Below are 26,840 nucleotides of genomic sequence, written 5' to 3' on the forward strand. Positions count from 1 at the left end.
CAGTGGCTCGCTACTTCTTGGCGGAGCCGGCAGCCTTGCCGAAGCGGGCCTCGAAGCGGGCCACACGGCCACCGGTGTCGAGGATCTTCTGCTTGCCCGTGTAGAACGGGTGGCACTCGGAGCAGACCTCGGCACGGATGGTGCCGCTGTCGATGGTGCTGCGAGTGGTGAACGACGCGCCACAGGTACAGCTGACCTGGGTCTCGACGTACTCGGGGTGGATGTCGCGCTTCAAGGTGTCTCCTAGTTTCGGGAGGGCACCGGGTCGCACGAGCGGATTGCTCGTACGTGAACCGGGGCCGACGTACCAGTCTGCCAGGACCGGCCGTATCTCCCAAAACCGGGGTGTGGCCGGAACTATTCCCGGGGGCCGAGCGGCCGGCCGCCGGGCCCCCTGCGGCCTACCGGCCCTTGACGATGGCGCCCGCCTCGCCCTTGTCACCTGCGGAATCCTTGACCGCGGAGGCGGGGACCGGCAGATCGTGCCCCAGTGCCGTCCAGACCTGCTGGGAGGCGGCCTTGATCGGTATCACCCGGTTCGGGTCGACCTGGTCGTACTCCACCGGCATCGTGATCATGTGGACGTCCTTGGCGCCCAGGCCGCTCAGCCCCCGGGCGAAGTCCATCAGCTCGGGGACCGATTCGAGCTCGGAGTCGGGTGTGATCGCCTTCGTCGCGGTGTCGGCCACATCGAAGAGCTTCTTGGGGTTGGTGAACACACCCACGCTCTTGACCTGCTCGATGAACGCCTTCATGAACGCCTGCTGCAACTGGATCCGGCCAAGGTCACTGCCGTCGCCGACGCTCTTTCGGGTGCGTACGAGTCCGAGCGACTGCTCACCGTTGAGCGTGTGCGTACCCGGCGCGAGGTCCAGATGACTCTTGGCGTCGTCGATCGGCTTGGTGGTGGTGATCTCCACGCCACCCAGCTTGTCGATGAGTTTCTTGAAACCGGTGAAGTCGACCTCGATGTAGTGGTCCATGCGGATGCCGGACATCTTCTCGACGGTCTTCACCGCGCAGGCCGGGCCGCCGACCTCGTACGCCGTGTTGAACATGGCCCGCTTCTCACCGGCGGCGGAAGCACCCTTCTCGTCGGTGCACTCCGGGCGGTCGATGAGGGTGTCGCGGGGGATGGAGACGACACTGGCCGTCTTGCGGCCCTTGTAGACATGAACGACCATCGCGGTGTCCGAGCGGGCCGCGCCCTCGTCCTGGCCGTATTCGCTGTTCGCGCCGGACCGGGAGTCGGAGCCGAGGACCAGGATGTCCATGGAACCGTTGTCGAGGTTCTTGGGACGGTCCGTGAGCGCGGAGTCGATGTCGATGCCCTGGATGTTGCCGTTGAGCCTGAAGAAGGCGTAGCCGAGACCCGAGCCGCCGACGAGCACCAGTACCGCGGCCGACCATGCTGCGACGGTCAGTGCCTTGCGGCGTCTGCTGCGCTCCCTGCGGCGCTTGCCCCGGCTGGGTATTCGGCTTTCGCTGCTGCTCTGTTCGCTCATCGTCCCCTCGGCTCTCGTTGGTTCCGCTACCCCCTGCCGTCGAGTTCAGGCGCGGTTTGTCCTTTTGTCAGACGGTGAAGCACGAGGAAGGGTTGCACAGGCGGCTGAGAACTCCCTGAGAACGCGTTGTGCCCACCGCGCATGGCGCGATGGGCACAACGGGCTGCTGTACGGGCCTGACTATCCACTCTCGCCTGGTAGTTCGGCGAGCGGGGAGTCCGGGCGCGGGAGCGACGTCACGCCTTGCGGCTGTGGCGAAGGTCTCCCGGCCGCGGCCCTGAGATCCCCTGAGACGTCAGTCGTTGCCGTTTCCGGCGGACGGCGTCGTCTTCTGGATCTGGAGCAGGAACTCGGCGTTCGACTTCGTCTGCTTCATCTTGTCGAGCAGCAGCTCGATCGCCTGCTGCTGGTCGAGGGCGTGCAGCACGCGACGCAGCTTCCAGGTGATGGCGAGCTCGTCGCTGCCGAGCAGGATCTCTTCCTTACGGGTGCTGGACGCGTCCACGTCCACTGCCGGGAAGATGCGCTTGTCCGAGAGCTTCCGGTCGAGCTTGAGCTCCATGTTGCCGGTGCCCTTGAACTCCTCGAAGATCACCTCGTCCATCCGCGATCCGGTGTCGACCAGCGCGGTGGCCAGGATGGTCAGCGAGCCGCCGTCCTCGATGTTGCGCGCGGCGCCGAAGAAGCGCTTCGGCGGGTAGAGCGCGGTCGAGTCGACACCACCGGACAGGATGCGCCCGGAAGCGGGGGCGGCGAGGTTGTACGCACGGCCCAGACGGGTGATCGAGTCCAGCAGGACGACCACGTCGTGACCCAGCTCGACGAGACGCTTGGCGCGCTCGATGGCCAGCTCGGCGACGGTGGTGTGGTCCTCGGCCGGGCGGTCGAAGGTCGAGGAGATGACCTCGCCCTTCACCGACCGCTGCATGTCGGTGACCTCTTCCGGACGCTCGTCGACGAGGACGACCATCAGGTGGCACTCGGGGCTGTTGACCGTGATCGCGTTGGCGATCGCCTGAAGGATCATGGTCTTGCCGGTCTTCGGCGGAGCCACGATCAGGCCTCGCTGGCCCTTGCCGATCGGCGACACGAGGTCGATGATCCGGGTCGTGAGGACGCCCGGGTCGGTCTCGAGACGCAGGCGGTCCTGGGGGTACAGCGGGGTCAGCTTGTTGAACTCGGGGCGGCCACGGCCGGATTCGGCCGCCATGCCGTTCGCCGAGTCGAGGCGTACGAGCGCGTTGAACTTCTCGCGGCGCTCGCCCTCCTTGGGCTGACGGACGGCACCGGTGACGTGGTCACCCTTGCGCAGACCGTTCTTGCGGACCTGGGCGAGCGAGACGTACACGTCGTTCGGGCCCGGCAGGTAGCCGGACGTACGGATGAACGCGTAGTTGTCGAGGATGTCCAGGATGCCCGCGACGGGGATCAGGACGTCGTCCTCGGAGACCTGCACGTCGGTGGCGAAGTCGTCACGGCCACGACGCCCACGACGGTCGCGGTAGCGGCCACGGCGTCCGCGGCGTCCGCCGTCGAAGTCGTCGTCGTTCTCGTCGGCGCGCGGGCCGGCTCCCTGGCCGCCCTGCGGGCCGCCCTGGCGCTGCTGGCGCTGGCCGCCCTGCTGCTCGTCGCCCTTGCCACGGCCGCCGCGCTCACCACGCTCGCCGCGGTCGCGCTGACGCTCACGGCGGTCGCCGCGCTCGCCTCCGCGCTCACCACGCTCGCCGCGCTGGCCGCGCTCCTGGCGGTCACGCCGTCCCTCGCCGTCCTGTGCCGAGACGGCGGTGGCGGCCTCGGCCTTGGCGTCGGGGGCCTCGGTCTTGACGTCGACGGCGGTCTCGGCCTTGGCCTCGGCCTTCGTCTCGGGGCTTCCCGCCTGCGCGGTGGCCCGACGACGACGGCGCTCACCGGCCGGCTGGTCGTCGCTGGCCGGCTGGCCCGGAATGTCGATCTGCTGCTGGGCGACGGCCTTCTCGGCCTTCTCCGCAGCGGCGGCGTCGTCCGTGCGCGCCTTGGAGGTCGCGCGGCGCTTCGGCTTGGTCTCGGCGTCGCCGGTGCCCGTCTCGGCGCTCTTCGGCGCGGCCGACCCTCCGGCCTGCGCCTCCTTGATGACCTCGATCAGCTGGCTCTTGCGCATACGCGCGGTGCCTCTGATGCCGAGGCCGGACGCGACCTGCTGCAGCTCGGCCAGGACCATGCCCTCGAGGCCGGTGCCGGAGCGGCGGCGCCGTGAGGTGGTGCCGGAGGCAGCACCTGCGGCGGGCGCGGAGGTGTCGACGCTGTTGTCGGCAGTCACGCCCATCAGATCGGTGGTGTCGCTCACGAAGGGTCCTTCCCTGGAGCGGACGTCGGCCTTCTGGCTCGGCGACCGGTTGTGCTGTCCGACGGCGGTCCTTGGAATGTGGACCGTGCCGGGGCGGTGGTCCCGCCGGATAGAACGGCGGAAAGAGATTTAGTGCAAGATCCGGCTCGAGATCCCCCTGCTCGGCCCACTCCTGGAAAAGCGAGGGGTGTCGCGCCGGTTCCGGAGCATGCGCGAAACTGCTCAGGCAGGCTGCTCAGGCAGTTGGGGAGGCTCCCGGAAGAATGTTGGCCCCCGATGGGGACACGAAGCACCGCGCCACATAGACGTCGGTTGCAGACTTGAGGTTAACACTACCGGCTCCAACAAACATTCCCCCTCTCCATCACCGGCAATCTCGTGTCACTGCGGGGCGAGCGGCAGAACAGTCGCTCCCGCGGCGTCGAAGCCGAGCCGGTTGGCCGCCCAGCCCTCGCCCGCCAGCCGTGCGACCTTGTCCGCCGCACCGTCGTCGGCCAGCGCCAGCACCGTGGGGCCCGCGCCGGAGATGACTGCGGGGACGCCTTCGGCGCGCAGTCGGTTGACCAGGTCGATGCTCTGCGGCATGGCGGGGGTCCGGTACTCCTGGTGGAGCCGGTCCTCCGTGGCGGGAAGCAGCAGCTCAGGGCGCCTGGTCAGGGCCTCGACGAGCAGAGCGGCGCGACCCGCGTTGGTGGCTGCGTCCACATGGGGGACGGAGCGCGGGAGCAGCCCGCGTGCCGTCTCGGTCAGCACCGGCTTGCCCGGCACGAAAACCACCGGAACGACGGAATCCGAAGGATCCATCCTGATCGCGCGCGCCGCTCCCCCGTCGGTCCAGGCGAGCGTGAAGCCGCCGAGCAGACAGGCGGCCACATTGTCGGGGTGCCCCTCGATCTCGGTGGCGAGCTCCAGCAGCGCCGCGTCGTCGAGCTTGGCGTCGCCGCCTATGGTCACCGCGCGCGCGGCGACGATGCCCGCGCAGATGGCCGCCGAGGAGGACCCAAGGCCCCGCCCGTGCGGGATGCGGTTGGCACAGACGACCTCGAGGCCGCGTGGCTGCCCGCCGAGCAGGTCGAAGGCCGTACGCAGGGCACGTACGAGCAGATGGCTCTCATCGCGGGGCAGCGTCGTGGCGCCCTCACCCGCGATGTCGATGTGCAGACCGGAGTCCGCGACCCGCACGACGACGTCGTCGTACAGCCCCAGGGACAGGCCCAGGGCATCGAAGCCCGGCCCGAGATTGGCGCTGGTGGCAGGGACGCGCACCCGGACGGCGGCGGCGCGGAACGCTGGACCGGCCATCGCTCGACGACTCTCCTTGGTTCTGACTGCGAGGTTTTTTCGAGAGGTGTGAACACCCGAGGGCCGTAACGGCAACAACACCGCGGCATATGCGGCGGGGCGGGATCAGGTACAGCTTATCGAAGGAAGGTTCAGCGGCGACATAGGGCGCACAGGAGGCGCACGATGCGTGTCGCCGGCCTCCTGTGCCCCTACGTACGGTGTTGTCCCGCTTGCCTTGCTTCCGCAGGGCTCACGGACACCCACCGGGCTCACGGACAGCGGACGCGGCGGATTCCCGCCGCACCGCGGCACCGCGGTTTCACGCCAGGCCGAGCCGCTCGGCCGCCGCGGCCGCGTCCACCGGCACGGTGACCGGCTGGGGCGCTCCGGCGACCGCCCAGTCCGGGTCCTTCAGACCGTTGCCGGTGACGGTGCAGACGATCCGCTGGCCCGGGTCGACCTTGCCCTGCTCGGCGGCCTTCAGCAGACCGGCGACGGACGCCGCGGACGCGGGCTCGACGAAGACGCCCTCCTGCGAGGCCAACAGCCGGTAGGCGCGCAGGATCTCACGGTCCGTCACCTCGTCGATGAAACCGCCGGACTCGTCGCGCGCGGCGAGCGCCTGCTTCCACGAGGCGGGGTTGCCGATCCGGATCGCGGTGGCGATGGTCGAGGGGTCCTTGACGACCTCGCCGCGCACGATCGGGGCCGAGCCGGACGCCTGGAAGCCCCACATACGGGGGGTGTGCGTGGACATCTTGTCGGCGGCGTACTCGGTGTAGCCCTTCCAGTACGCCGTGATGTTGCCGGCGTTGCCGACGGGCAGCACATGGATGTCGGGGGCGTCACCGAGCGCGTCGACGATCTCGAAGGAGGCGGTCTTCTGCCCCTCGATACGGTACGGATTGACGGAATTGACCAGCGCCACCGGGTAGTTCTCGGACAGGCGCCTGGCGAGGTTCAGGCAGTCGTCGAAGTTCCCGTCGACCTGGAGGATCTTCGAACCGTACACCAGCGCCTGGCCCATCTTGCCGAGCGCGATCTTGCCCTGGGGCACCAGGACCGCGCAGACCATTCCGGCCCGTACGGCATAGGCGGCGGCCGAGGCGGAGGTGTTGCCGGTGGATGCGCAGATGACCGCCTGCGCGCCCTCCTCCTTGGCCCGGGTGATGGCCATGGTCATGCCGCGGTCCTTGAAGGACCCGGTGGGGTTGGCGCCCTCGACCTTGAGGTGCACCTCGCAGCCCGTGCGCTCGGAGAGCACCTGCGCCGGGACCAGCGGCGTGCCACCCTCACGGAGCGTGACGACGGGTGTCGTGTCCGTCACCGGGAGACGGTCCCGGTACTCCTCGATGATGCCGCGCCACTGGTGGGTGCCGTTGGTCGTCATGGGTCCCTTACTCCCCTTCAACACGCATGATGCTGGCGACACCGCGCACGGTGTCGAGCTTGCGCAGCGCCTCGACGGTCCCGGAGAGGGCCGCGTCGGGCGCGCGGTGGGTGACGACGACGAGGGAGGCCTCGCCGTCCTTGCCCTGCTGGCGAACCGTGTCGATCGATACGCCGTGCTCGGCGAAGACCGTCGCGACCTGGGCGAGGACGCCCGGCTTGTCGGCCACGTCGAGGCTGATGTGGTACCGCGTCACCACGTCGCCCATGGGGCTGACGGGCAGCTGGGTGTACGCGGACTCGCCGGGGCCGGTGGCCTCGGCGAGGAGATTGCGGCAGACGGCGACGAGGTCGCCGAGGACCGCCGACGCGGTGGGCGAGCCGCCCGCGCCGGGACCGTAGAACATCAGCTGCCCGGCGGCCTCGGCCTCGACGAACACGGCGTTGTACGCCTCGCGCACGGAGGCGAGCGGGTGGCTGAGCGGGATCATCGCGGGGTGGACGCGGGCGGTGACCGAGCGGCCGTCGGCCGCGCGCTCACAGATGGCGAGAAGCTTGACGGTGCAGCCCATGCGCCTGGCGGAGGCGATGTCGGCGGCGGTGACCTCGGTGAGGCCCTCGCGGTAGACGTCGTCGAGTCGTACGCGGGTGTGGAAGGCGATCCCGGCGAGGATGGCGGCCTTGGCGGCGGCGTCGAAGCCCTCGACATCGGCGGTCGGGTCGGCCTCGGCGTATCCGAGTGCGGTGGCCTCGTCGAGGGCCTCTGAGTAGCCCGCCCCGGAGCTGTCCATCTTGTCGAGGATGAAGTTCGTCGTGCCGTTGACGATGCCCAGCACACGGTTGACCTTGTCACCGGCGAGCGACTCGCGCAGCGGCCTGATCAGCGGGATCGCGCCGGCGACCGCGGCCTCGAAGTAGAGGTCCTTGCCGTGCTCCTCGGCGGCGGCGTAGAGCGTCGCACCGTCCTCGGCTAGCAGCGCCTTGTTGGCGGAGACGACCGACGCGCCGTGCTGGAAGGCAGAGGTGATGAGCGCGCGGGCGGGCTCGATGCCGCCGATGACCTCGATGACGACGTCGATGTCGCCGCGTTTGACGAGGGCGGTCGCATCGGTGGTGATCAGCGCGGGGTCGATGCCCTCACGTACTTTCGACGGCCGGCGCACGGCGACTCCGGCGAGCTCGACCGGCGCGCCGATGCGCGCGGCGAGGTCGTCGGCGTGCGTCGTCATGATGCGCGCCACCTCTGAGCCGACCACTCCACAGCCCAGCAGCGCCACCTTCAGCGGACGCGTACGCATCATCCGACCTCGCTTCTCATTACTTCTACGGTGTGGACCAGTCTCACTCACCGGACGGAAGTTTCTATGCTCCGTCCGGTGAGTGAGACAGCAATTTCATCAGCCGACATCGAGCCGCAGGAGATCTTCCTCGGTCTCGCGCCGGACGATCACCCGCGCCTCACCGTCCCTGACGGCGACGACGGGCGGGCGCAGCGCGTGGTTGTAGTTGCTGGCCATGGAGCGGCAGTACGCCCCGGTCGCGGGCACGGCGATCAGGTCGCCCGGCGCCAGGTCGGCGGGCAGGAAGGCGTCCTTGACCACGATGTCGCCGCTCTCGCAGTGCTTGCCCACGACGCGCGTGAGCATCGGGGCGGCGTCGGAGCGGCGGGAGACGAGCGCGACGCTGTACTCGGCGTCGTACAGGGCGGTACGGATGTTGTCCGACATGCCGCCGTCGACGCTGACGTAGGTACGCAGCCCTTCGAGCGGCTTGATGGTGCCGACCTCGTACAGCGTGAAGGCGGTGGGCCCGACGATCGCGCGGCCGGGCTCGACGGAGATGCGGGGCGTGCGCAGCCGGGCGGCCTCACACTCACGGGTGACGATCTCGGTGAGGGCCTTGGCGATGTGGTGCGGCTCGCGGGGGTCGTCCTCGGAGGTGTACGCGATACCGAGGCCGCCGCCGAGGTCGATCTCGGGCAGCTCGATGCCGTGCTCGTCACGGATCTCGGCGAGGAGCCGGACCACCCGGTGGGCGGCGACCTCGAAGCCGGAGGTGTCGAAGATCTGCGACCCGATGTGGGAGTGGATGCCGATGAGTTCGAGGCCGTCGAGCCTGAGGGCGCGCCGCACGGCCTCGGCGGCCTGCCCGCCCGCGAGCGGAATACCGAACTTCTGGTCCTCGTGCGCGGTCGCGATGAATTCATGCGTGTGCGCCTCCACGCCGACCGTGACCCGGATCTGGACGCGCTGGCGCCTTCCGAGGCTCTGGGCGGTGTGCGCGACGCGGACGATCTCCTGGAAGGAGTCGACGACGATTCGGCCGACCCCGGCGCCCACGGCCCGCTCGATCTCCTCGGCGGACTTGTTGTTCCCGTGGAAGGCGATGCGGTCGGCGGGCATCCCGGCGTCGAGGGCGGTGGTGAGCTCGCCGCCGGAGCAGACGTCGAGGTTGAGCCCCTCCTCGTGGAGCCACTTCACCACGGCCCGGGAGAGGAAGGCCTTGCCGGCGTAGAAGACGTCCGCGTCCTTGCCGAAGGCATCGGCCCAGGCGCGGCAGCGGGTGCGGAAGTCGTCCTCGTCGAGGAAGTAGGCGGGGGTGCCGAACTCCTCGGCGAGCCGCGTCACTTCGATCCCGCCGACGGTCGCGGTCCCGTCGTCGTTCCGCGTGACGGTCTTCGCCCAGACCTTCTCGTCGAGGACGTTCAGGTCGGAGGGCGGGGCGGTGTAGTGCCCCTCGGTGAGGACATCGGCGTGACGGGGCCCGGCGGGGTGTGCGGAACGGCTCATCGTTTCTCTCTCACAGGTATTCGGGTGCGCTGATGCCGAGCAGGGACAGGCCACCTGCGAGCACCACCCCGGCGGCTTCGGCGAGCGCGAGCCGGGAACGGTGGGCGGCCATGGGTTTCTCGTCGCCCAAGGGCAGCACGGTGTGCTGGAAGGCGAGCAGAGCGTCTGCGGTGTTCTCCAGATGCCGGGCGAGCCGGTCGGGCGCGCGGAGCCGGGCGGCACAGGCGAGGACGGCGGGGTGGTCGCCGAGTGCGGTGGTGAGCAGCGGGGCGTCGACGGGCACTTCGGCGGATGCGGTGATCTTCAGCTGCGCGGCACCGCGGGTCAGGGCCCGTGCCCGCGAGCAGGCGTACCGGATACGGAAGAGGGGGTTGCTCTCGTGCTGCACCAGGAGCTCGTCCCCCAGCCGGGGCCGGTCGTGCGCGGCGGCGGACAGGAGCCCCCACCGGGCGGCATCGACGCCGAGCCGCCGCAGCAGGGCGGCGGCGTCCTCGTCTGCGGGCACCGGGGTCACATCGGTCCGCAGCCTCTGGCGCGCGTCGGCGGCCTCGATCCGTACACCCAGCTCGGCCCAGGCCGGGTCGGCGGCGTCCTCGCAGGTGACCCGGGCGAGGGTGCCCTGCGAGACCAGGATCCGGCCGAGAACATCGGCGGTGACGGCCGCCCGCACCTCGGACCGGCAGCTGATCTGCGCAACGCTCCCGGTCGGCCCGGCCCAGCCGTACCGGTCGCCACGCTGGAGCACCTTCCGTACGAGGTCCTGCTGCGCCTGCGGATCAAGGGTGATGTTGAGGAAACCGGGCCCGGTGACCTCCACCCCGGCGATCCCCGGACTCCCGGCGATCCGCCGCCCCAGCTCCTCCGCGACGGCACGCGGGGGCTGCCCGGCCTGCCCGGCGAGCCGCAGGGCGACACCGGTGGCGTAGTCCCCGCATCCCCCGGGCCGCGGCCGTTCGACACTGACGCTCTCGGGCACGGGCGCCCGCAGCACGCCGTCCTCCACCGCGCGGCACACTGCGTGCAGCACGGTACGAGAGAGCTCGGCGGGGGTCACGGGACAAGCGTATGGGAGGAAGGGGGGCCCTTCGCGAACCGGTTTCGCCATGCGGTCAGCCGCGCGTGCTCCCCGCCCGCCCGGCACCATGCCTGCCGTCGACAGACGGCGGACCCTCCCGGTGCATCAACTGCCGTACGAGCCGCACGAGCTCGGCCGGCTCGAAGGGCTTCGCGAGAAACGCGTCGACACCGGCGGCGAGACCGCTGTCGACCTCGAACTGCGTGCACGCGGAGATGATCGCGACGGGCAGATGACTGGTCCGCGGATCGTCCCGCAGGAGAGCGGCGGTCCGCAGACCGTCGAGGCGTGGCATCACGACATCGAGGGTGACGACATCGGGACAGACCCGATGCACAACCTCCAGGCACTCGGCACCATCAGCCGCGGTCACGACCTCGAAGCCCTCCAGCTCGAGATTGACCCTGATCAGCTGCCTGATGACCCTGTTGTCGTCGACAACGAGCACCCGGCCGGACGCGCCTGACACAACTCGAGAGTAGGTCGGCGGACAGGGCTGCGTCCGGGTTTTGCCCACTTCCACCCCGTGCGGGGGATGGGAGGGGGACGTCGGATGGCGCGGAAGGGGGCGGGACGGCCACCGGGGATGAGGGCGAAATACCTGTTCACGGGAGGGGTCTGGGAGCTGGTAGGGTTCTACCCGTCGCCGCCGATAACGCGGCGGAACGCCCCCGTAGCTCAGGGGATAGAGCAACGGCCTCCGGAGCCGTGTGCGCAGGTTCGAATCCTGCCGGGGGCACCCTGTATGAGGTGCCCAAAGACCCCGCCATCAGCGCTTTAGCTGAGGACGGGGTCTTCGCGTATGTGCAGCCGTATGCCGCCGTAAGTCGGGGTCCGTGGAGGAGGCGTGGACGGGATCTTGAGGCATCGACCCATGTAATTGCGCGCAAATGGCGGGGCCTCGACTCCACTTCCTCCATCCCCTCCCCCGGATCGCCGACGACACCGAGGGCTGGCGATGCCGCCACCCATAAGGCCTGCACGATTGTCAGCGATAGTCGTCGAGGAGATGTCCATCGGGGCGCGGTCGTTGCAGATTCCGCCGCCCAGATCAAAGGCGCGATTGGCGCCGACATGTAATTGATTACCTTTTAGCGACGATGGCCAGTGTTCCACGAGCCCTGCAGCCTGCCATTCGCGGCAGAGGCACGACCAGCAGCCGAGCACCGACGCAACAGCCATGGCTTCCGACGCGTCGCAGCGCGTACGCGAGGGAGCCAAGCTCCCCTCGGCCAACTCCCGGACGTCCAGCTCGCCTTGTCTTGCACTGCTCCCAACCAACCTCGCGGCTTTCGTGGCCTTCGCCCCTCGACCCCTTGGGGGAACAGCGCGTGCACCAGACGTCGCAGCCCTGTGACGTCCACCGCCTCGCTCAACAGGTGAACGCATCTGGTGCAACCGCCGATGACGCAGGCGCCGATTCAGACATTCCACGATCCGCGAGCCGGACATTCACTCCGAGCCGGGAGCATAAGGGGTAGGATTAATGGCATGAGTGAGCCTACCGGCAAGTACTCGATCACCATGCCGCGCGACATCGCCGAAGCCGCCAAGGCCCGTGGGGGTCCGTCCGGTCTGTCTGCCTACGTGGCCGCGGCCGTTGCCCGCCAGATCGAGCGGGACAACCTGAACGAGCTCATCCAGGTCGCCGAGGCGGAGCACGGCCCTGTCACGGACGAGGAGATCCAATCTCTCCGTGACCAGCTCCACCAGGCGCGCCGCGAGCAGACTCGGGGCGGAACGAACGCCGCGTGACCCGCTCCCCCGCCGTCCCTGGCGGCACCCTCGTCCTCGACAGCGATGGGCTCGCCAAAGCTGTCCTTCGCGACCGGACGGTGACCGGCTGGCTCGCCCTTGCCCGCGCCGATGACCTGCGCGTGGTCACCTCGGCGGCCACGCTGGTAGAAGTGGTCCACCCCCGGATCAACCGCCCCGCCCTGGAATGGACGCTCTCCCGCCTCGTCGTGGAACCGGTGACCGAGTCGATCGCCCGGCACGCCGCCGCGCTCCTTGCCGACACCGGTCTCCATGGCCACAAGTACGCCATCGACGCCATGCTCAGCGCCACGGCACTGGCCGCCCCTGGTCCCGCCACGGTCCTCACCTCCGACCCCGAGGACCTCACCACGCTATGCGGCGGACGCGTCACCGTTATCAAGGTCTGACCGCAAATCTGAGCAGCGCCGGTCAGCAATTTCATGAACCACCAAGTAGCTCATCTGGGATGGCACCGAGAGCACGGACCTCATCTCACCCTTCCCGACCCAATTCAGGACGCTGTTTGTACAGCGCATCCGCAGCGGCCTGCGTATCCGGATGCCGCGGACCGCGCGTGCCGTTCCGGAGTTGTGCTGTGGGTGGTCCACACAGGCTTTGGCATGGGTGGCTGCTTATTGAGCAAATGGGCCCTGCTGCTGTAACAGGCCCGGCTATGAACCAGTCGAACCGTCACTCAGGCCCCAGTGCCGCAGCGCGTCACCTTGCGGAAAAGGCACGCGAACTCAGGTTGTGGATTGCAGCCGGGGCGTACGGCCCAGCACAGGACTGCAACTGAGCTGCATGGCCCGCCCGTAGAGGCCATTTCATGTGGCTTGTCCGGACGGTGTCATGCAGAGGCCAAGACCTCCCCGGCCATGACCTGGGGAGGGTTGGGGAGCAGTGACGCAAGGTTGTCCCGCACGAAGTCCGCCGCCCTTGAGACCGATTCGTCCGCACCAGCCTGGTCCTGGAAGACGCTGGTCGAGACCATCACTCCGTCCCCGGCATCGACCCAGTAGTACGCCACGAAGCCGGAGACCTCGCGCATGAGCGGCACAAACCCCTCGTTCACGAGGCGTCCCGCCTCGGCCGGATCGGTCACCCCTTCGTACCGGCGGACTGCTGCGTACATCGCCAAGCTCCTCACGGGGGTTCGGGGATCGTCTTCCGCTGAGACGTCGTACCCCTGCGACAGCTGTGTGACTCACGAGGGATCCGGCAATCACCTGAAGGGCCGCCTTGGGCGATCCGAACGGCGGCTTCCGGACCGGAAACACTGCCCTGCGCGTGCCTGCCACAGTCGCACCGCACTACAAGCGCCAAGCCGAACGCTTCCTCGCCTTCCCGAGCATCGGCTGTGTGTCTATCTGATACCGCAGAATCGCCAAAGGAACTGCCCCCTAGAAGGCACCCCAGGAGTCGCGTCCCCCGCCCGCTCGCAGAGACCGCATGCGTCGCGCGAACTCCGCGGCGAAACGCTCACTCGTGCCCACCTGGTGGCCGATCCATACGACCATCATCAGTTCCCGCAGGTCGGCCAAGGTCTCGTACCCGGGCCAGTTCATGAGCTCGAAGCCGTACCGGTGGACGAACTCGGCGTACCGCGCCTTGGTATGCCAGCCGTACCGGTCGTAGTAGATCGCGGTCAGGATCAGGTCCCACTCACGTGGGGCGAGGGCCAGCCCATCGAAGTCGATGAGGACCGCATGACCGTCCCGGTGGCGGAGGATGGTTTCCGATGCCGGTGCCCCCGTGGATCAGGCCGAAGGGAAGGACGAAGTCCAGTCGGTCGTACACCTTGGCCAGCCTGGGCGCTCGCTCCTCCCGACAGGATGCCAGGGCCTCACACGTGGCTTGGTGATCAGGCTTGGATCTCGCGAACCAGGGTGTTGTCTCCTTCGTAGAGCTCCAGGGAGTAGCTCATGCCGAAGCGGTGGAGTATGCCGGCGAGCTCGTCAACACGCTGCGGGTCGACGACGCCGTTCAGTAGAACGTCTGGCCCCTCGACCAGGTCGACCTCCAGTTGGCACCAGCTGGTTTCGACCTCGTAGCCACGCCAGGAAGACGACCTCGAACTCCAACCCGCCCTCACGAAGTATTGGGCTACCGCTGAGGCATCCCGGCAACCGCGCAGAACGCCACATACGTTGTTGCCAAGCTCCACCCACTCAGGATCGAGCTGTTGGCCGTCGTCGGAAAGGTCCACCCCGGAAGTATGAAGCACCTGGTCACGCGCGATCACTCGTATGCGCGAAGCAGTTCCTCGATACGCCGGTTGGCGACGTCTTGCCGTCCGTCGAGCTACTTCGCGTAGCGGGTCAGCAGGACCTCAAAAGCTTTCTGGCTGAAGGCGACAAAGTGATCTTGCACGTGCGGGGCGCTCACCCCGACGCTGGCCTGGTCCAGGTTTTCAAGATGGCAAGAATCCAGCGCCGAGCTGGGCGGATGCCGGCATGCGAAAGCGGGAGTCAGTGTTACTGACTCCCGCTCTTTACTGTTGTTGCCCAGTAATCGCGATAGACGCGCGAAAGACCATGGTCTCCAGGCTCTACGAGAGCAAGCTGGCGACCGCAGCGGCGAGCGCCGCTCCACCAGCCGCGCCGGCGGACGCCAGGAACCTCTGCGCGACGAGGGCGACCACCGCCGGACTGTCTGCAATCGCCGGCTTGAGCTGCACGTCGACGAAGTGATCACGGACGTCAAGTGTTGGCGCGCCTTCGACAAGGGCGGTGAGGATGATCTCTTCCCCCTTCCTGATCAGCTCAGGCCCGAACGAGATGGTTTCACCCGAGACCGCGCAAGCGCCGATGACCGTCCCGTGTTGGTCGGCCTCAGCGCTCAAGAGCTCTACAACCGACGCGCTCAGATCGATCTCAAGGGCTCTCTGTTGATCGAACTGCTCACTGGCGATCGCATGACGTCCCGAATTCTTCAAGCGAACGACGGCCAAGTGCGGATCAGCCAGAGGCACACCGTTACAGAGCACCTCGATCGTCATGCTTCCGGACTGGAGGCCGGACTGGTCGACCAAGGGGGAGGCGCTCTCAAGCGCGTACGAGAGCCGACGTTTGGGAGGGAACAGAGCCCTCCTGGCGTAGTAGACGGAGACTCCCCCCAGAGCCAACGCAAGTACCGCAAGCACGATGGTGAGTACGTTGAAGCCCTTACCGTCCAATATCTCCACAGCTGACCGCACTTCTCCCCTTCCAGGGTCACACTGAATGGCGCAGTGCAACGTACAGCTAGAGCAACACACTCCGCCACGAGGAAGTCACGCAAGGTCGTCGGGCCGACCGAGCTCCGCCTCGATCTTGTTCAGTTCCCACAGCGGGCGCGAGCCCGCCGCCCACTCTCCCGAGGTGAAGCGTCCGTTCGTCACGACGAAGGCCGGACCGTCGAGACGGTCCGGCCCTTTCGCCCGGCCTCGTGGCCGGTGGTGGCGTCAGCTTCCGGGCTGCAGGATCGCCCAGGCGTCCCCCGGAGCGGACTCGGTCCCGTCGGCGTGGACGGCGGTCACCCAGTAGAAGTGGGTCGTACCGGTGGCGGCCGTGGTGTCCGTATAGGACAGGCCGGTGACCGGTTCCGCCGTCAGTTGCTCGTACGACCCGGCGTCGTGGTTCCACCGGTAGACGCGGTAGCCGGTCGCCTCCCCGGCTGCGCCCCAGCCAAGCTCCACCGCCTGGCCCGAATCAGCGGCCCTGGCGGTGAGGTCGAGCGGTGCGCCCTCCGGAGTGTCCACGGACGGAGTCAGGTCCAGCTCCTTCACCTCGGCGAACGTCATGCTCTCCGGGTTCAGGTACAGCGTGTAGAGCGAGTTTCCCGAGGTGTCCACGGCGTCCACCGAATAGGTCAGGGTCTCGCCGTCCGGCAGCTCCTTGTCCACGAAGTGGGTGGTACCGGCGTCCACTTCGGCCAGATTGCACCAGCAGGGAAGCTTCTCCACCGGCTCCCTGCGGATGACGAACTTGGCGATGTCGGGAGCCGTGTTGGGATCCCAGTCGAGCACCACACCGTAGGGCGTGGCCTTGGCGGTCACCCCGGTGACCGCCGGCGGGGGCGTCCTGTCCACGCGCGCGATCGCAAACGGGGCGGACCGCTCCGACTCGCGCCCCTGGGCGTCGACGGAGGTCACCGCGTAGTGGTACGCGGTCTTGGCGACCGCCGTGCGGTCGGTGCAGTAGTGGACCTGTACGTACGGCGTCGAGCCCCCCTGCCCCCAGTCCTCGCACGTGACAGCGTGCCAGGAGGGGTCGGTCGAGCCGGGTTCGGAACGGTGGACGCGGTACCCCGTCGTGCCGGCGTTCAGGCGGGCTTCCCAGTACAGAGCGATACCGGTGTCCGCCTCGTTGTTCTGGGCGTGGTAGAGCCGGGGAACGGCCGTGGGCCGGGTGTACAACAGCACGCCGGACGCCGCCGATGTGTTGCCCGCGGCGTCGGTGGCAGTCACCTTGTAGTGGCGCGCCGTGCTGTAGGGGACGTCGGTGAGGGCCAGGGTTGTCGCCTTCGTCGTACCGACGAGGGTGTACGGCCCGGCGGCCGATTCGGCCCGGTACAGCCGGAAGGTGGAGCCCGCCTCGCTCGCCTTCCAGCCCAGGGTGACGTCCCACTGGCTGTCGGCGGCGGTCAGGCCGGTGGGCGCCTGCGGAGCCGTCCGGTCAGCGGTCGTGACGGGCAGATCAATGACGGAGGACGAGGTGTTCCCCGCGATGTCCACGGCGTCGACACCGAAGCGGTAGACCGCACCCGTGGCGGGCAGCGTCGTCGAGTAGGACGTCCCGGTCGTCCGCACCACCAGGGTGCTGGTGCCCGGCCTGCGCAGGTACACCTTGTACCCGGCGAGATCCATCTCCTTGTTCCTCGACCAGGTGAAGGTGGCCTTGCCGGTGACCTTGTCGTACGCGACCTTCGCGCCGGACGGGGCCAGCGGGGCGGTCCTGTCGACGGTGGCCGAGGTCCTGGGCGCGTAGCCGAATGCGACGTTCGCGCTTCCGGTGAAGGCGGCGAAGTCGACGCGGATGGTGTGGGTGCCCTTGGGCACGGTGACATAGACGGTCTTGCCGCGGGTCGACGAGACGTTGGACCACAGATCGATCTTGCGGGTGCCGTCGAGGTAGACGCGGACGGCGTCCTGGACGGCCACGCTGAAGGTGAAAGGTCCACCGGAACCGAAGTCTCGGGTCATCGACCAGCGGACCCCGAAGTTGTCGCGCGGCAGCGTGACGCCTGCCGGGTCCCCGGTGCCGTAGCTCTCGCTGATCGCCGAGTCGCACACGGTCCCTTTAGGGGTCCCGGCGAACGTGGTGTTCGCGTAGTACGACGCTTTCCAGACCCCGGCGGCGCAGGTGGTTGCGGCCTCCGCGCCGGACGCGGGCAACGCGAGGCACGCGGCGGCCCCCGACAGGGCGGTCCCCACCGCTCTGACGGTGGCACGGCGCCGTCGCAACGGGCGGCTTCCTGTGGACGTGTTCATGATCCCCTCCCCAGAGGGGGGCAGCATGGCATTTGCCCGGCAGCCCGCAAAATCCCTTTCCCCGCTGGTGGGCGACCGGACGAGTACGCGGTTCGCCGTGAGGGGAACGCCCGGAAATGCAACTTTCGTACTCACATGCGAATCTGGGAGTGCCTACCATCCGGGATCCCTCGCAGGAGGCGCGATCGTGAGTAAGAAACAGAGTCGGCAGAACCGCGGCGCCCGCACGGGCGGCCATGAACGCAGCACTCCCGCGGAGACGAAGGAGCAGGCGCAGACACCTGCCGCACACGACCCAGTGCGCTCGATCGCCGAGCAGGTCTCCCACAAGAAGCAGCGCAAGTTCGGCCACAACTGATCTTTCGAGTGGCTCAGTAGGCGGAGTCGACGTTGTCGATGGAGCCGTACTTGTCGGCGGCGTAGTTGGCGGCCGCGGTGATGTTGGCGACCGGGTCGGTCAGGTCGTTCGGGGTGCCCGCGACGTGGTAGGCCTCGAAGGTCGGCTGGATGACCTGGAGCAGGCCCTTGGAGGGCGTGCCGTTCTGGGCGTTGACGTCCCAGCCGTTCTCGGCGTTCGGGTTGCCGCCGGACTCGCGCATGATGTTGCGGTGGAGCCCCTCGTAGCTGCCGGGGATGCCCTTGGCCTTCATGATGGCCAGCGACTCCCTGATCCAGCCGTCGAGGTTGTCGGGGTAGGTCTTCTTCGCCTTGGCGGCCTTCTTGGCGGTCGTGGCCTTCTTCGCCTTGGTGGCCTTGGTGGCCTTGGCGGCCTTGGTGGCCTTCTTGGCTGCCGGGGCGCCCGCCACCGAGGCCGTGGCCGCCGACACGCTCGCCGAAGTCGTTTCGGCGGCGTGAGCGGGCGAGGGCGCCAGCTCAGGGCCACTGCCGCGAGGCCGGCGGTGGCTATGCCGGTCACGGAGAACTTGCGGAATCGGGCGGTACGGCTGCTGCTGGTCCGGGCGAAGGTCATGCGGAAGTACCTCTCCTTGGGGATGTGGGGCGGCCGACCGGAACACCGGTACGGCGTGGGCGGAGCAGATGTCCGCCGCGTGGGCCGGGGAGGTCGGAGCGGGCGGAACGCACCCGGTCCGGCACTCGGCTCCCCGGAACGTCAGCCATGGTTAACGGCGACCGGCGAGGGACGCAAAGATGCGACGTACTACCGGACTACGCAGATATGTCCGCAATGCCCATGAGTGAAGGACTCCGGTGCCGGAGCGCGGGGGGGCGGTTCCACTACCGCTCTTAGGACGTGACGTGGGCCCTATGGGCGGGCTCACACGTATGGCGCGATTCGCGCGCTTCGGGGCCCCTGGGCATGACGCGCCGCAGGGGTTCACTCACCGGGCGCACATGAATCGGCGATATCCCGCGCGGAAGGCGCCGAGTGAGGCACACGGGTGCGCCGAGCGCGTCCCGCGCCGAATCCCGGCTGTCCCCACTCCCGGCAGGTCACGCGGGGGCGCGCCGACCATGTCCGGATGATGATGTACGGCGCCGGCGCGCCCGGGCTCCGGGCCGGGCGGCTGATGCCGCTCGTCGACCGGAGCGGCCGCGCTCGGTGAAGCTCGCCGCGAACCAGCACAGGGCGGTCGGGCAAGATCACGACCCGCGCGGAGACCACTGCCCGGCGGAAGCGTGGACCAGGGCACGCCCCACCCCTTCCGGAAGCACCGACACCGCGAGCCGGACCCGGTATCACCGGGTCCGGCTCGCGGTGGTGGCCCCTGGTCCGCCACGGCGGACCGAGCGGCTCAGGCGTTCGGGCGCTTGCCGTGGTTGGCCTTCTTCTTCTTGCGGGCCCGTCGCTTGTTGCCTCGCTTGGCCATGGTGCGCATCTCTCTGAGTCAGGACAAGTCCGTATTTTCCATGCCGTCGCCAGTCTAGGGTCGGCCCGTAGGCCCCGCAGCAGCGGCGCGGCGGCCGTACGAGGGTTGCCCGGCTCCATGGGGCATGGTCGAGCGGGTCGCCCTCACCGTCGATGAGCAGGGGCAGTTCATGGCCGTGCACGCTCCGGTCGCGCATCCGGTCGCGCAGAGGAGCGGGGATCGGAGACCGGCCCCGGAGAAGCACATCTGGCCGGGCGTGCCGTCGCGCCCGGCCAGATGGTTGGCAGTGGACGTCAGGCCGAATTCGCCGGAGCCAGGCCGAAGATGTCCACCGCGTGGTAGTAGGCCCAGGCCGTGCTGTTGCACGCCGTTCCCGTCGCGCCCGAGTAGCGGGCGCACACGCGCTTGAGGTCTTCGTAGAACGCCGAGTCGATGCGGGACTTGTTGGCGGAGAACGTGCCGGCCGCCTTGTAGTTGCGGTAGCCGAAGTCGTGGCGGGCGCAGGCCGTCCGGAAAGGGAAGCCGAACGGGTTGTCGGGCGAGGAACTGCAGTAGTCGGTCGACCAGTCGAAGCCGTACGCGGCCCAGCTGCCCTGGTTCTGGCGGGCGGTGTTCCAGGCGTTGTAGCTGGAGGCGCTGGTCTGGGTCCACGAGCTGAGGACCTGTGGCTTGTCCGCGGGGGCCGCCGAGGCGGATGCGGCGGGGAGCAGAGCGAGGGGGACCGCCAGAGCTGCGGCGGCGAGGGGTAAGGCGGAACGGCGGCGCATGCGTGACCTCCGCGGGTGGGGGGTCTGGATGGGGGGGCCGTGCACCCCGTGGGATCTCACGGGCAAATCCAGAGTCTCGCCATGTCCCTGTCATGACTAGGGTCGGGGAGCGTCAGGGTCCCCGTCATGTAGCTGTCAGAGATCCACAGGTCGCAGCGCCGGTCCAAGGCGGCCGTAAGCCCTCGCAAGGGAGCTGCTCGGGCTTACGGCCGACGTGGTGGGCGTGCGTGCGGGGCGTCGCGGATCAGGCGGGACTTCGCGGACCAGGGCACGCGAGCCCGGCAAGATCCAGACGAAAGGCCCTAGCCGAAGCGGCCCTCCACATAGTCCGCCGTCCGCGGATCCGACGGCGTGGAGAACATCGCGCGCGTCGGGCCGTGTTCGACGATCAGGCCCGGCGTGCCCTGTTCCGCGAGGAAGAAGGCGCACTGGTCCGAGACCCGCGCGGCCTGCTGCATGTTGTGGGTGACGATCACGATCGTCACCTCGTGGGCCAGGTCGCGGATCGTCTCCTCGATGCGGCGCGTCGACGTCGGGTCCAGCGCCGAGCAGGGTTCGTCCATCAGCAGCACCTGGGGGCGGACCGCCAGGGAGCGGGCGATGCACAGACGCTGCTGCTGGCCGCCGGAGAGCGCGCCGCCCGGCTGGCGCAGCCGGTCCTTGACCTCCTTCCACAGGCCGCCCTTGGTCAGGCACTCCTCCACCAGATCGTCCTTGGCGGCCCCGCCCAGCCGAGTGCCGGTCAGTTTGAGGCCGGCGGTGACGTTGTCGTAGATCGACATCGCGGGGAAGGGGTTGGGCTTCTGGAAGACCATGCCGATCCGGCGCCGCGCCTCCGTCAGGCGCCGGCCCGCCGCGTAGATGTCCTGGCCGTCGATCTTCACCTCGCCCGCCAAGGAGGCGGAGGGGATGAGTTCGTGCATCCGGTTGAGAATGCGAAGGAAGGTCGACTTGCCGCAGCCGGAGGGGCCGATGAGGGCGGTGACCAGGCTCGCCGGCATGGTCAGTGACACCCGGTCGAGGACTTTGTGGTTGCCGAACCAGGCCGAGATCCTCTCGGCCTCCAGTGTGGCCCCCGCGCCCGCGGGCGGGGCCGACTGCGCCGGAAGCAGGAGCGTCGTCCCGGCCCCTGCGGTCTGGGTGGTGCTCTGGGTGGTGCTCTGGGTGGTCTCGTTGCTCACGGTCGTGTCCTCACTCGGCACATCTGGTTCGGGGCGGGCTCGGCTACAGCGGGTCGGGGAGCGGCGGAGCCGCCGCGGCAGGCAGGGTGACAGCACCACCGCTGCCACAGACGGGCAACGGCGGTGCCGCTACAGCAGGTTGGGCAGCAGCAGCGCCGCCTGATCGGCCACCGCCAGACCCAGCGCGACCAGCAGGGGCACGCCCACCACCCAGGTGTGGGGCCGCCCCCACCGCGCGTGCGCCCACGCGACGGCCGCCGCCGCCAGCACCAGCGCCTGGCCCCACAGCACGAGCGGCAGCCAGGCCGCGTGCAGGGCGGCCATCGGCTTCTCGTCCTCCGGCAGGGCGCCCGCGGGCACGGCGGTCGGCGGGGTCGGCTGGACGGGCGACGTCAGGTCGGCGTCCACCCGCAGGATCCCCCGGGGCATGAACGGCGTGCCATCGGCCGTGACGAGCGTGAGGCGGCCCCGGCCGGCGGCGAGGGCGGGCGGCTGCGGGTCGCCTCCCCTGCGCGGGCCGATGACCTGGTACGTGTGCTTCCCCTGACCCGTGGTCACGGTGATCCGGTCCCCGGTGCTCAGCTCGGCCACCTGCCGGAACGCACCGCCGTAGGACGCCTGGCGGCCCAGGATGACGCTGACTCCCGACTGGCCGGGCAGGGGGGTGTCCCGGCGGTGGCCCACCGCCCGTGCCAGATCCTCGGCCGAGGTGCCCTCGCGGACGACCTCGCGCAGATGGAGCGCGGGGATCTCCAGGAGCGCCACCGGTTCGCCGGGCACCGGAGCCGTGCCTCCGCCGGCCGATCTGCCGACCGGTGCGACCCCGTTGGCCAGCGCGGAACGGAAGTCCGCATAGTCGACCTGGCGGTCGCGGGCATGCCGGAGGCTGCCCACGAGGCCGACGTCCACGACGAATCCGAGCAGCACCGCGGCGAGGATGCTCAGCGCCGCGCCGATCACGCGCACGCCGGGGCCGGAGGCCGGACGCTGCTCACGCGCGCGTCCTGGCACCGGCGCGGGCGCGGGGTCCGGTGCCCCGCCGCCGGTGGGCGGCCGGTCCTCCCGTACCTGGGCGGGGGCGAGAGCGCCCGGTGCTGTCATCCGATCCTCCGCGATGTGGACGTGGCGGAGCCCCAGGCGTATCCGGGGCGTTTCGCCGTGACGGTGACGGTGAGGAGGTGGCGGCGGTCGGCGGCGGTCGGGTAGTACGTCGCGCGGGTGGCTCCCTTGATCACCCGGCCGTCGCGCTTCCACACGTAGCTGTACGTCGTCGCCGCGGGGCTCCAGGTGCCGGGCTTGGCGGTCTGGCGGTAGCCGACCCTGGCGGTTCCGGTGATCGACGGACGGGTCCCGTTCCTGAGGGCGGGGCCCGCGCCCACGGACACGGCGGGGCTGGTCGCCGTGGTGCTGCCGGTGCTGTTGGCCGCGGTCGCCCGGCACGCGGTCTTGTGGGCGTAGTCGGCGGCGACGAGGGGGCGGGTGCGCGCGGTCGCCCCGGCGATCTGGGCGGTGTCGCGGAGCCAGACGTACCTGAGGGTGGTCGCACCGCCGAAGGCCACCGTGCAGGTCACCGTCGATCCGACCTTCGCCGTGCCCGTCACCTTCGGGGGTGTCGTGACGACGGGAGGCTTGATCTTGACGGTGTAGGACAGGACGGCGGAGGCCGAAGGGCCGTACGCGGCCGGGTCCTTGGGTGTGAACTCCGCCTTCACCGTGTGGGTGCCGACGGCCAGGGCGCTTGTCGTCAGGGTCGCCGTCCCGGCGGACACGGGCACGGGGGCGCCGAGTTGGGCGGCCCCGTCCAGGAAGCGGACCGTGCCGGCCGCGTCGGCCGGGGCGAGGGTCGCCGTCAGCTTCACGGCCGTGCCCTGGACGACGGGGCTCGCCGGAGTTGCCGCGAGGGCGGTTGTGGTCACCGCGGCGGGCGGGGTGCTCCGGTACGTGGTGTCGGAGGTGAACCAGAGCGGCGCGGTGAAGTCGCCGTAGGTGGTCGAGCCGAAGGCCGCCCGGCAGGTCAGGGTGAAGTCGTAGCGGCCCTGAAGCGTGCTGAAGCCCGCGGTGCTCGCGTAGTCCCGCATCGTCTGGGTGAGCGGCACCACGATGCCGCCGGTGCCGGTGGCACCGTAGGTGTCGATCGGCGAGTTGCTCACCACGTTCTGGCCCTCGGCAGGGAAGCCCGAACCCTTCACCGAGACGATGAGGTTGCTCGCCCCCTCGGGGCACGGCCCGGAGGTGGTCAGCGTGATGCCGCTGGTGTCGGTGCCGGTGGCTGGAGCGATCTCCATCGAACCGAGGACATCGGCCTCGGCGCCGCCCGCGCCGAGCGCGACCGCACCGGCGGCCAGGAGTGAGGCGAGCGCGAGGGACAGCGATCGGCGTGCGGTCGTGAACGTCATGGTCGGCGTCTCTTTCATCGTCCTGTCGTCCCGGCTCAGATGTTCGGGGTGTCGGTGAGGGTGAACTCCTCGCGCCGACGGGCCCGGCGCACGACGGTGACACCCGTCAGGACGAGGGCGGCGGACGCGGCGCCGAGCAGGGCCACATCGGTGCCGGTGGCCGCGAGGGAGCCCTTGCCGCCGCCGCCCGAACCGCCGCTGACCTCGGTGGAGATGCCCTGCGAACCGCCGTCGGCCGTCGCGGCGTCCGTGGGGGCGGCCGTGTCCGTGGCGGACGCGGTGTCGGTGGGCAGCGGGGAGTCGGTCGGCGAGGCCGTGTCCGTGGGCGACGCGGTGTCGGTCGGGGACGCCGTGTCCGAGGGCGAGGCGGACCCCGAGGGCGTGGCGGAGGCGCTGGTGGAGGGGGCGCCGGAGGACGGCGGCGTGCTCGGCCCCGCGGGGTCGGTGTTGCGGTACGCGGTGTTGGAGGTGAACCAGAGCGGCGCGGTGAAGTCGTCGAGGCTCGTGCCGTTGAAGGCGGTACGGCAGGTGAGGGTGAAGTCGTAGCGGCCCCGGAGCGTGCTGAAGCCCGCCGTGTTGGCGTAGTCCCGCATCGTCTGGGTGAGCGGCACCACGATGCCGCCGCCGGTCGTGGTGGAGTAGGTGCTGATCGGCGAGTTGCTCACCACGTTCTGGCCTTCGGCGGGGAAGCCCGCGCCCTTCACCGAGACGATGAGGTTGGTCGCCGCGTCGGGGCACGCCTTCGAGGTGGTCAGCGAAATCCCCGTGACGTCCGTACCGGTGGCCGGGGTCACCTCCAGAGCGCCGGCGGCCTCCGCGTGGGCCGCGGTCGTGGCGAGCAGTCCCGCCGCGCCGCAGGCCACGATCAGCGCTCCGACGCGGACTGCGGCGGTACGGGACAGCGGAGCGCGAAACCCGAGGGTGCGGGTCCCCGGAGTGCGGGGGGTGCGTATGAAGGACACGGTTGTTCTCTCCCTTTGCAATGGGTCAAGACGTGGTGATGGTGGTGGTCAGTCGGCCTGGCCGGGCCCGTCCGCGGCGCGCGCCCGGCGGCCCCGCACCCACTGGGCGACGCCCGTGAGCAGCGCCAGGAGGCCGACGGCGAAGCCGATGACCGACCAGGCGACGAGTGAGGTGTCGGAGCCCTGGGCGGCGGCGTCGTCGGCCGCCGCGGCGGGTACGCCCGCGGGGGTGCCTGAGCCCCCCGCGGGCGCTGACGGCCCGCCGCTGCCCGGGGCGTCCGCGCCCGTACCGCCCCCCGACACGGTCGGCGGTACGGGCTGCTCTGTGGGCCCCGGCGCCTGGGCGCCCCGGGCCGGTCCCTCCACGGCCGCGGCCCGCGTGCCGTCGCGGTACGCGTCCTTCGCGGTGAACCGCAGGGACCCGGTGAAGTCACGCAGGCTCGTCAGGCCGAAGGCACCCTTGAGGCAGCTGACCGTGAAGGTGTACGTGCCGCGCAGCGCGGTGAATCCGGCTGTGCTGGCGTAGTCCCGCATCGTGTACGTCAGCGGGATCGCCGGGCCGCCGCCCGCCGTCGTCGGGTAGGTGGCGAGGGGCGCGTTGCCGACCACGATCTGGCCGCCGCGGGGGAAGCCCGCTCCGGTGACGCGGGCGATGACGTTGGTGGTGGTGGCGGGGCAGGGTGCGGCGGCGGTCAGGGTGATGGGCTGCGTGTCGCTGCCTTGGCCCGGGGTGACCGCGAGCCCTCCCCCCGCCGGGGTGACCGCGAGCGGTGCCGTTCCCCGGGCGGGGGCGCGTCCCGCGGTTTCCGCCGCGTGCGCCTGGTGGGGACTTCCGGCCGCGACGACAACGGCGGCGGCCAGCGCCAGCGCCGCCACCCCGACGGCACGTTTCGGGGCGGTACCGGGCCCGCGCCGCCTGGATTCGCCGGGCCGTGGTCCGCGGCGGCGGTGTCTGCGCACCAGCTTCACCGCGGCGGTCGCGGCGGCCACCAGCAGCACACCGAGCAGGGTCCACGGCACGGCCGAGAAGGCTTCGGTCCGGGTGACGCGGGGCAGCACGCGGTACTTGATGTCGCCACGTACGGGCTCGGGGTCGACGGTGACCGTCGTCGTGCCCCGCACCGCGGGTACGACACCGGTGGCCGAGGCGGTGATCTTCAGTGTCGCGCCGGGCAGCAGCTCGGTGACGGCGGGCAGCTTCCCCACCAAGGCCCGGCCGCCGAACAGATCGCGCACGCCGACCGCTTGGCGGGCCGCCAGCCGGACGTTTCCGGAGTTGCGGACGGTGTACGTCACCGTCGCGGAGCCGCGGGCGAAGGGGTTGGCGGTGCCGTGGTAGGTGGTGGTCAGGTCCTCGACGGCGAGCCGGGGCGCGAGTTCACCGGCGACCCGGAGGTAGATCCGCGCGCCGACCCGCTGGTCGACGGCGACCTTGTTGCCCTGCTTGTCGGTGCGCGTCGCCGCCAGCGAAGCGACGATGCCGCCGGTGTGGTCGCCGGGAGTGACGTTCCTCGGGACGGTCAGGGTGAAGGGGATGATGGCGCGGGAGCGGGCGGGCACTCTCAGCAGGTTCCGGCCGAGTTTCACCCAGGAGCCCACGTCGGTGGGCCGGTGGTTCGCCGCGTACAGGTCGAAGCCGCCGTCGGCGGTGGTGAAGGCGTCCCCGGCGTACACCCGCAGGGTGATCGGCTCGTCGGCGTAGTTCAGGACGGCGATGTGGTCCTTGACGGCGGCGCCCGGGGTGACTGCGTACGAGAAGTTCGGTCGTGCGTCGGGCTTCTTCGCGGCCGACGGCTGGACTCCGAAGGTGGTACGCCTCTGCCCGCCGTCGCCCGGACCGGTGGCCGGGAGCCCGGCGACCGGGAGCGACGCCGCGGCCGTCATGGCTCCCGCCCCGGCCGTCACGGCCGCGGTGGCCGCCGAGGCGGCAGTGGCAGCGGCCGGCAGAGCGGCCATGAGACAGGCGGCCAGGACGGCTGCGATACGTCGGGCTGAGGTCGTGATCATGTCGGGTCGTCCGATCGCGCGCGGGACGGGTGGGGTGGCAGGGACAGGTGGAGCGGGGTGGCCGGGACGGGCATCGCTGCCCGTCCCGGCCGGGGCGGTACCTGG

24 protein-coding genes, 1 tRNA gene and 1 pseudogene are annotated in these 26,840 nt (G+C 69.9%); 4 read left to right on the plus strand and 22 right to left on the minus strand.

Translation table 11 applies throughout. The annotated features are described in order from the left end of the window. Positions 1–10 precede the first annotated feature (10 nt). From rpmE to OG293_RS10225, 9 genes are all read right to left on the minus strand, one after another. Complete coding sequence (gene rpmE, locus OG293_RS10185; RefSeq protein WP_355833260.1) at positions 11–235, minus strand: 50S ribosomal protein L31; 225 nt, start codon at positions 233–235, stop codon at positions 11–13. Between the two features lie 166 nt (positions 236–401). Then, the gene (locus tag OG293_RS10190) at positions 402–1,505 is read right to left on the minus strand and encodes an LCP family protein (RefSeq protein WP_405998457.1); all 1,104 of its coding nucleotides are present in this window, start codon (positions 1,503–1,505) and stop codon (positions 402–404) included. Between the two features lie 295 nt (positions 1,506–1,800). Beyond that, positions 1,801–3,828, minus strand: coding sequence for a transcription termination factor Rho (gene rho, locus OG293_RS10195; RefSeq protein ID WP_405998458.1), 2,028 nt, complete (start codon positions 3,826–3,828; stop codon positions 1,801–1,803). 381 nt (positions 3,829–4,209) lie between these two features. Further along, positions 4,210–5,130 carry a homoserine kinase gene (gene thrB / locus OG293_RS10200; protein WP_405998459.1) on the minus strand — a complete coding sequence of 307 codons (921 nt, stop codon included), beginning with the start codon at positions 5,128–5,130 and terminating at the stop codon, positions 4,210–4,212. 301 nt (positions 5,131–5,431) lie between these two features. Next, positions 5,432–6,502 (minus strand): threonine synthase, encoded by a 1,071-nt coding sequence (gene thrC / locus OG293_RS10205; RefSeq protein WP_405998460.1) that lies wholly within the window; start codon positions 6,500–6,502, stop codon positions 5,432–5,434. A gap of 7 nt (positions 6,503–6,509) precedes the next feature. Continuing rightward, the gene (locus OG293_RS10210) at positions 6,510–7,799 is read right to left on the minus strand and encodes a homoserine dehydrogenase (RefSeq protein WP_406003551.1); all 1,290 of its coding nucleotides are present in this window, start codon (positions 7,797–7,799) and stop codon (positions 6,510–6,512) included. Between the two features lie 99 nt (positions 7,800–7,898). Next, positions 7,899–9,290 carry a diaminopimelate decarboxylase gene (gene lysA, locus OG293_RS10215; RefSeq protein WP_405998461.1) on the minus strand — a complete coding sequence of 464 codons (1,392 nt, stop codon included), beginning with the start codon at positions 9,288–9,290 and terminating at the stop codon, positions 7,899–7,901. A 10-nt stretch (positions 9,291–9,300) separates the two neighbouring features. Continuing rightward, positions 9,301–10,344 carry an ArgS-related anticodon-binding protein NrtL gene (gene nrtL / locus OG293_RS10220; protein ID WP_405998462.1) on the minus strand — a complete coding sequence of 348 codons (1,044 nt, stop codon included), beginning with the start codon at positions 10,342–10,344 and terminating at the stop codon, positions 9,301–9,303. Positions 10,345–10,399: 55 nt separating this feature from the next. Next, positions 10,400–10,882, minus strand: coding sequence for a response regulator (locus tag OG293_RS10225; protein ID WP_405998463.1), 483 nt, complete (start codon positions 10,880–10,882; stop codon positions 10,400–10,402). Positions 10,883–11,032: 150 nt separating this feature from the next. On the opposite strand from OG293_RS10225, the gene OG293_RS10230 reads away from it, so the two are divergent. From OG293_RS10230 to OG293_RS10240, 3 genes are all read left to right on the plus strand, one after another. Next, positions 11,033–11,104, plus strand: a tRNA-Arg gene (locus OG293_RS10230). Positions 11,105–11,856: 752 nt separating this feature from the next. Continuing rightward, positions 11,857–12,120, plus strand: coding sequence for a CopG family transcriptional regulator (locus OG293_RS10235; RefSeq protein WP_405998464.1), 264 nt, complete (start codon positions 11,857–11,859; stop codon positions 12,118–12,120). Then, the gene (locus tag OG293_RS10240) at positions 12,117–12,530 is read left to right on the plus strand and encodes a type II toxin-antitoxin system VapC family toxin (RefSeq protein WP_405998465.1); all 414 of its coding nucleotides are present in this window, start codon (positions 12,117–12,119) and stop codon (positions 12,528–12,530) included. Before OG293_RS10235 ends, OG293_RS10240 begins: the two co-directional genes overlap by 4 nt. Before the next feature lie 440 nt (positions 12,531–12,970). On the opposite strand, the gene OG293_RS10245 is transcribed toward OG293_RS10240, so the two are convergent. From OG293_RS10245 to OG293_RS10265, 5 genes are all read right to left on the minus strand, one after another. Then, positions 12,971–13,255 carry a hypothetical protein gene (locus OG293_RS10245; RefSeq protein WP_405998466.1) on the minus strand — a complete coding sequence of 95 codons (285 nt, stop codon included), beginning with the start codon at positions 13,253–13,255 and terminating at the stop codon, positions 12,971–12,973. A 268-nt stretch (positions 13,256–13,523) separates the two neighbouring features. Further along, on the minus strand, positions 13,524–13,688 hold the full coding sequence (locus tag OG293_RS10250; protein ID WP_405998467.1) for a hypothetical protein: 165 nt from the start codon (positions 13,686–13,688) through the stop codon (positions 13,524–13,526). A gap of 296 nt (positions 13,689–13,984) precedes the next feature. Next, complete coding sequence (locus OG293_RS10255; protein WP_405998468.1) at positions 13,985–14,329, minus strand: hypothetical protein; 345 nt, start codon at positions 14,327–14,329, stop codon at positions 13,985–13,987. 342 nt (positions 14,330–14,671) lie between these two features. Beyond that, positions 14,672–15,307: a hypothetical protein gene (locus OG293_RS10260; protein ID WP_405998469.1), complete on the minus strand. Its 636-nt coding sequence runs from the start codon at positions 15,305–15,307 to the stop codon at positions 14,672–14,674. A 258-nt stretch (positions 15,308–15,565) separates the two neighbouring features. Then, the gene (locus tag OG293_RS10265; protein WP_405998470.1) at positions 15,566–17,593 is read right to left on the minus strand and encodes a PA14 domain-containing protein; all 2,028 of its coding nucleotides are present in this window, start codon (positions 17,591–17,593) and stop codon (positions 15,566–15,568) included. Positions 17,594–17,780: 187 nt separating this feature from the next. On the opposite strand from OG293_RS10265, the gene OG293_RS10270 reads away from it, so the two are divergent. Next, positions 17,781–17,951 (plus strand): hypothetical protein, encoded by a 171-nt coding sequence (locus OG293_RS10270; RefSeq protein ID WP_405998471.1) that lies wholly within the window; start codon positions 17,781–17,783, stop codon positions 17,949–17,951. 13 nt (positions 17,952–17,964) lie between these two features. Here the strand turns inward: OG293_RS10270 and OG293_RS10275 are convergent. The 8 genes and pseudogenes from OG293_RS10275 to OG293_RS10310 all read right to left on the minus strand — a co-directional run bounded on the left by OG293_RS10275 (position 17,965) and on the right by OG293_RS10310 (position 26,735). Beyond that, positions 17,965–18,563 (minus strand): annotated as a pseudogene (locus tag OG293_RS10275) (transglycosylase SLT domain-containing protein). Positions 18,564–19,347: 784 nt separating this feature from the next. Continuing rightward, positions 19,348–19,422: a 50S ribosomal protein bL37 gene (locus OG293_RS10280; RefSeq protein ID WP_100661309.1), complete on the minus strand. Its 75-nt coding sequence runs from the start codon at positions 19,420–19,422 to the stop codon at positions 19,348–19,350. A 293-nt stretch (positions 19,423–19,715) separates the two neighbouring features. Continuing rightward, positions 19,716–20,189: a phospholipase gene (locus tag OG293_RS10285; protein WP_405998472.1), complete on the minus strand. Its 474-nt coding sequence runs from the start codon at positions 20,187–20,189 to the stop codon at positions 19,716–19,718. Between the two features lie 302 nt (positions 20,190–20,491). Then, the gene (locus tag OG293_RS10290; RefSeq protein ID WP_406003552.1) at positions 20,492–21,256 is read right to left on the minus strand and encodes a phosphate ABC transporter ATP-binding protein; all 765 of its coding nucleotides are present in this window, start codon (positions 21,254–21,256) and stop codon (positions 20,492–20,494) included. Between the two features lie 243 nt (positions 21,257–21,499). Further along, entirely contained in the window at positions 21,500–22,471 is a 972-nt protein-coding gene (locus OG293_RS10295; protein ID WP_405998473.1) for a class E sortase, read from the minus strand. Beyond that, positions 22,468–23,766, minus strand: coding sequence for an Ig-like domain-containing protein (locus OG293_RS10300; RefSeq protein ID WP_405998474.1), 1,299 nt, complete (start codon positions 23,764–23,766; stop codon positions 22,468–22,470). The genes OG293_RS10295 and OG293_RS10300 overlap by 4 nt, the downstream gene beginning before the upstream one ends. A 35-nt stretch (positions 23,767–23,801) precedes the next feature. Next, positions 23,802–24,728, minus strand: coding sequence for a hypothetical protein (locus OG293_RS10305; protein ID WP_405998475.1), 927 nt, complete (start codon positions 24,726–24,728; stop codon positions 23,802–23,804). A gap of 48 nt (positions 24,729–24,776) precedes the next feature. Next, complete coding sequence (locus tag OG293_RS10310) at positions 24,777–26,735, minus strand: WxL protein peptidoglycan domain-containing protein (RefSeq protein ID WP_405998476.1); 1,959 nt, start codon at positions 26,733–26,735, stop codon at positions 24,777–24,779. Between the last annotated feature and the right edge of the window lie 105 nt (positions 26,736–26,840).

Source organism: Streptomyces sp. NBC_00829, from assembly GCF_045161795.1.
GTDB lineage: Bacteria > Actinomycetota > Actinomycetes > Streptomycetales > Streptomycetaceae > Streptomyces.

Bases quoted from the DNA above. Each gene is read 5' to 3' on its own strand.
- OG293_RS10190 (WP_405998457.1), bottom strand. From the start codon at position 1,505: ATGAGCGAACAGAGCAGCAGCGAAAGCCGAATACCCAGCCGGGGCAAG.
- thrB (WP_405998459.1), bottom strand. From the start codon at position 5,130: ATGGCCGGTCCAGCGTTCCGCGCCGCCGCCGTCCGGGTGCGCGTCCCT.
- thrC (WP_405998460.1), bottom strand. From the start codon at position 6,502: ATGACGACCAACGGCACCCACCAGTGGCGCGGCATCATCGAGGAGTAC.
- OG293_RS10210 (WP_406003551.1), bottom strand. From the start codon at position 7,799: ATGCGTACGCGTCCGCTGAAGGTGGCGCTGCTGGGCTGTGGAGTGGTC.
- lysA (WP_405998461.1), bottom strand. From the start codon at position 9,290: ATGAGCCGTTCCGCACACCCCGCCGGGCCCCGTCACGCCGATGTCCTC.
- OG293_RS10235 (WP_405998464.1), top strand. From the start codon at position 11,857: ATGAGTGAGCCTACCGGCAAGTACTCGATCACCATGCCGCGCGACATC.
- OG293_RS10245 (WP_405998466.1), bottom strand. From the start codon at position 13,255: ATGTACGCAGCAGTCCGCCGGTACGAAGGGGTGACCGATCCGGCCGAG.
- OG293_RS10250 (WP_405998467.1), bottom strand. From the start codon at position 13,688: ATGAACTGGCCCGGGTACGAGACCTTGGCCGACCTGCGGGAACTGATG.
- OG293_RS10265 (WP_405998470.1), bottom strand. From the start codon at position 17,593: ATGAACACGTCCACAGGAAGCCGCCCGTTGCGACGGCGCCGTGCCACC.
- OG293_RS10285 (WP_405998472.1), bottom strand. From the start codon at position 20,189: ATGCGCCGCCGTTCCGCCTTACCCCTCGCCGCCGCAGCTCTGGCGGTC.
- OG293_RS10295 (WP_405998473.1), bottom strand. From the start codon at position 22,471: ATGACAGCACCGGGCGCTCTCGCCCCCGCCCAGGTACGGGAGGACCGG.
- OG293_RS10300 (WP_405998474.1), bottom strand. From the start codon at position 23,766: ATGACGTTCACGACCGCACGCCGATCGCTGTCCCTCGCGCTCGCCTCA.
- OG293_RS10310 (WP_405998476.1), bottom strand. From the start codon at position 26,735: ATGATCACGACCTCAGCCCGACGTATCGCAGCCGTCCTGGCCGCCTGT.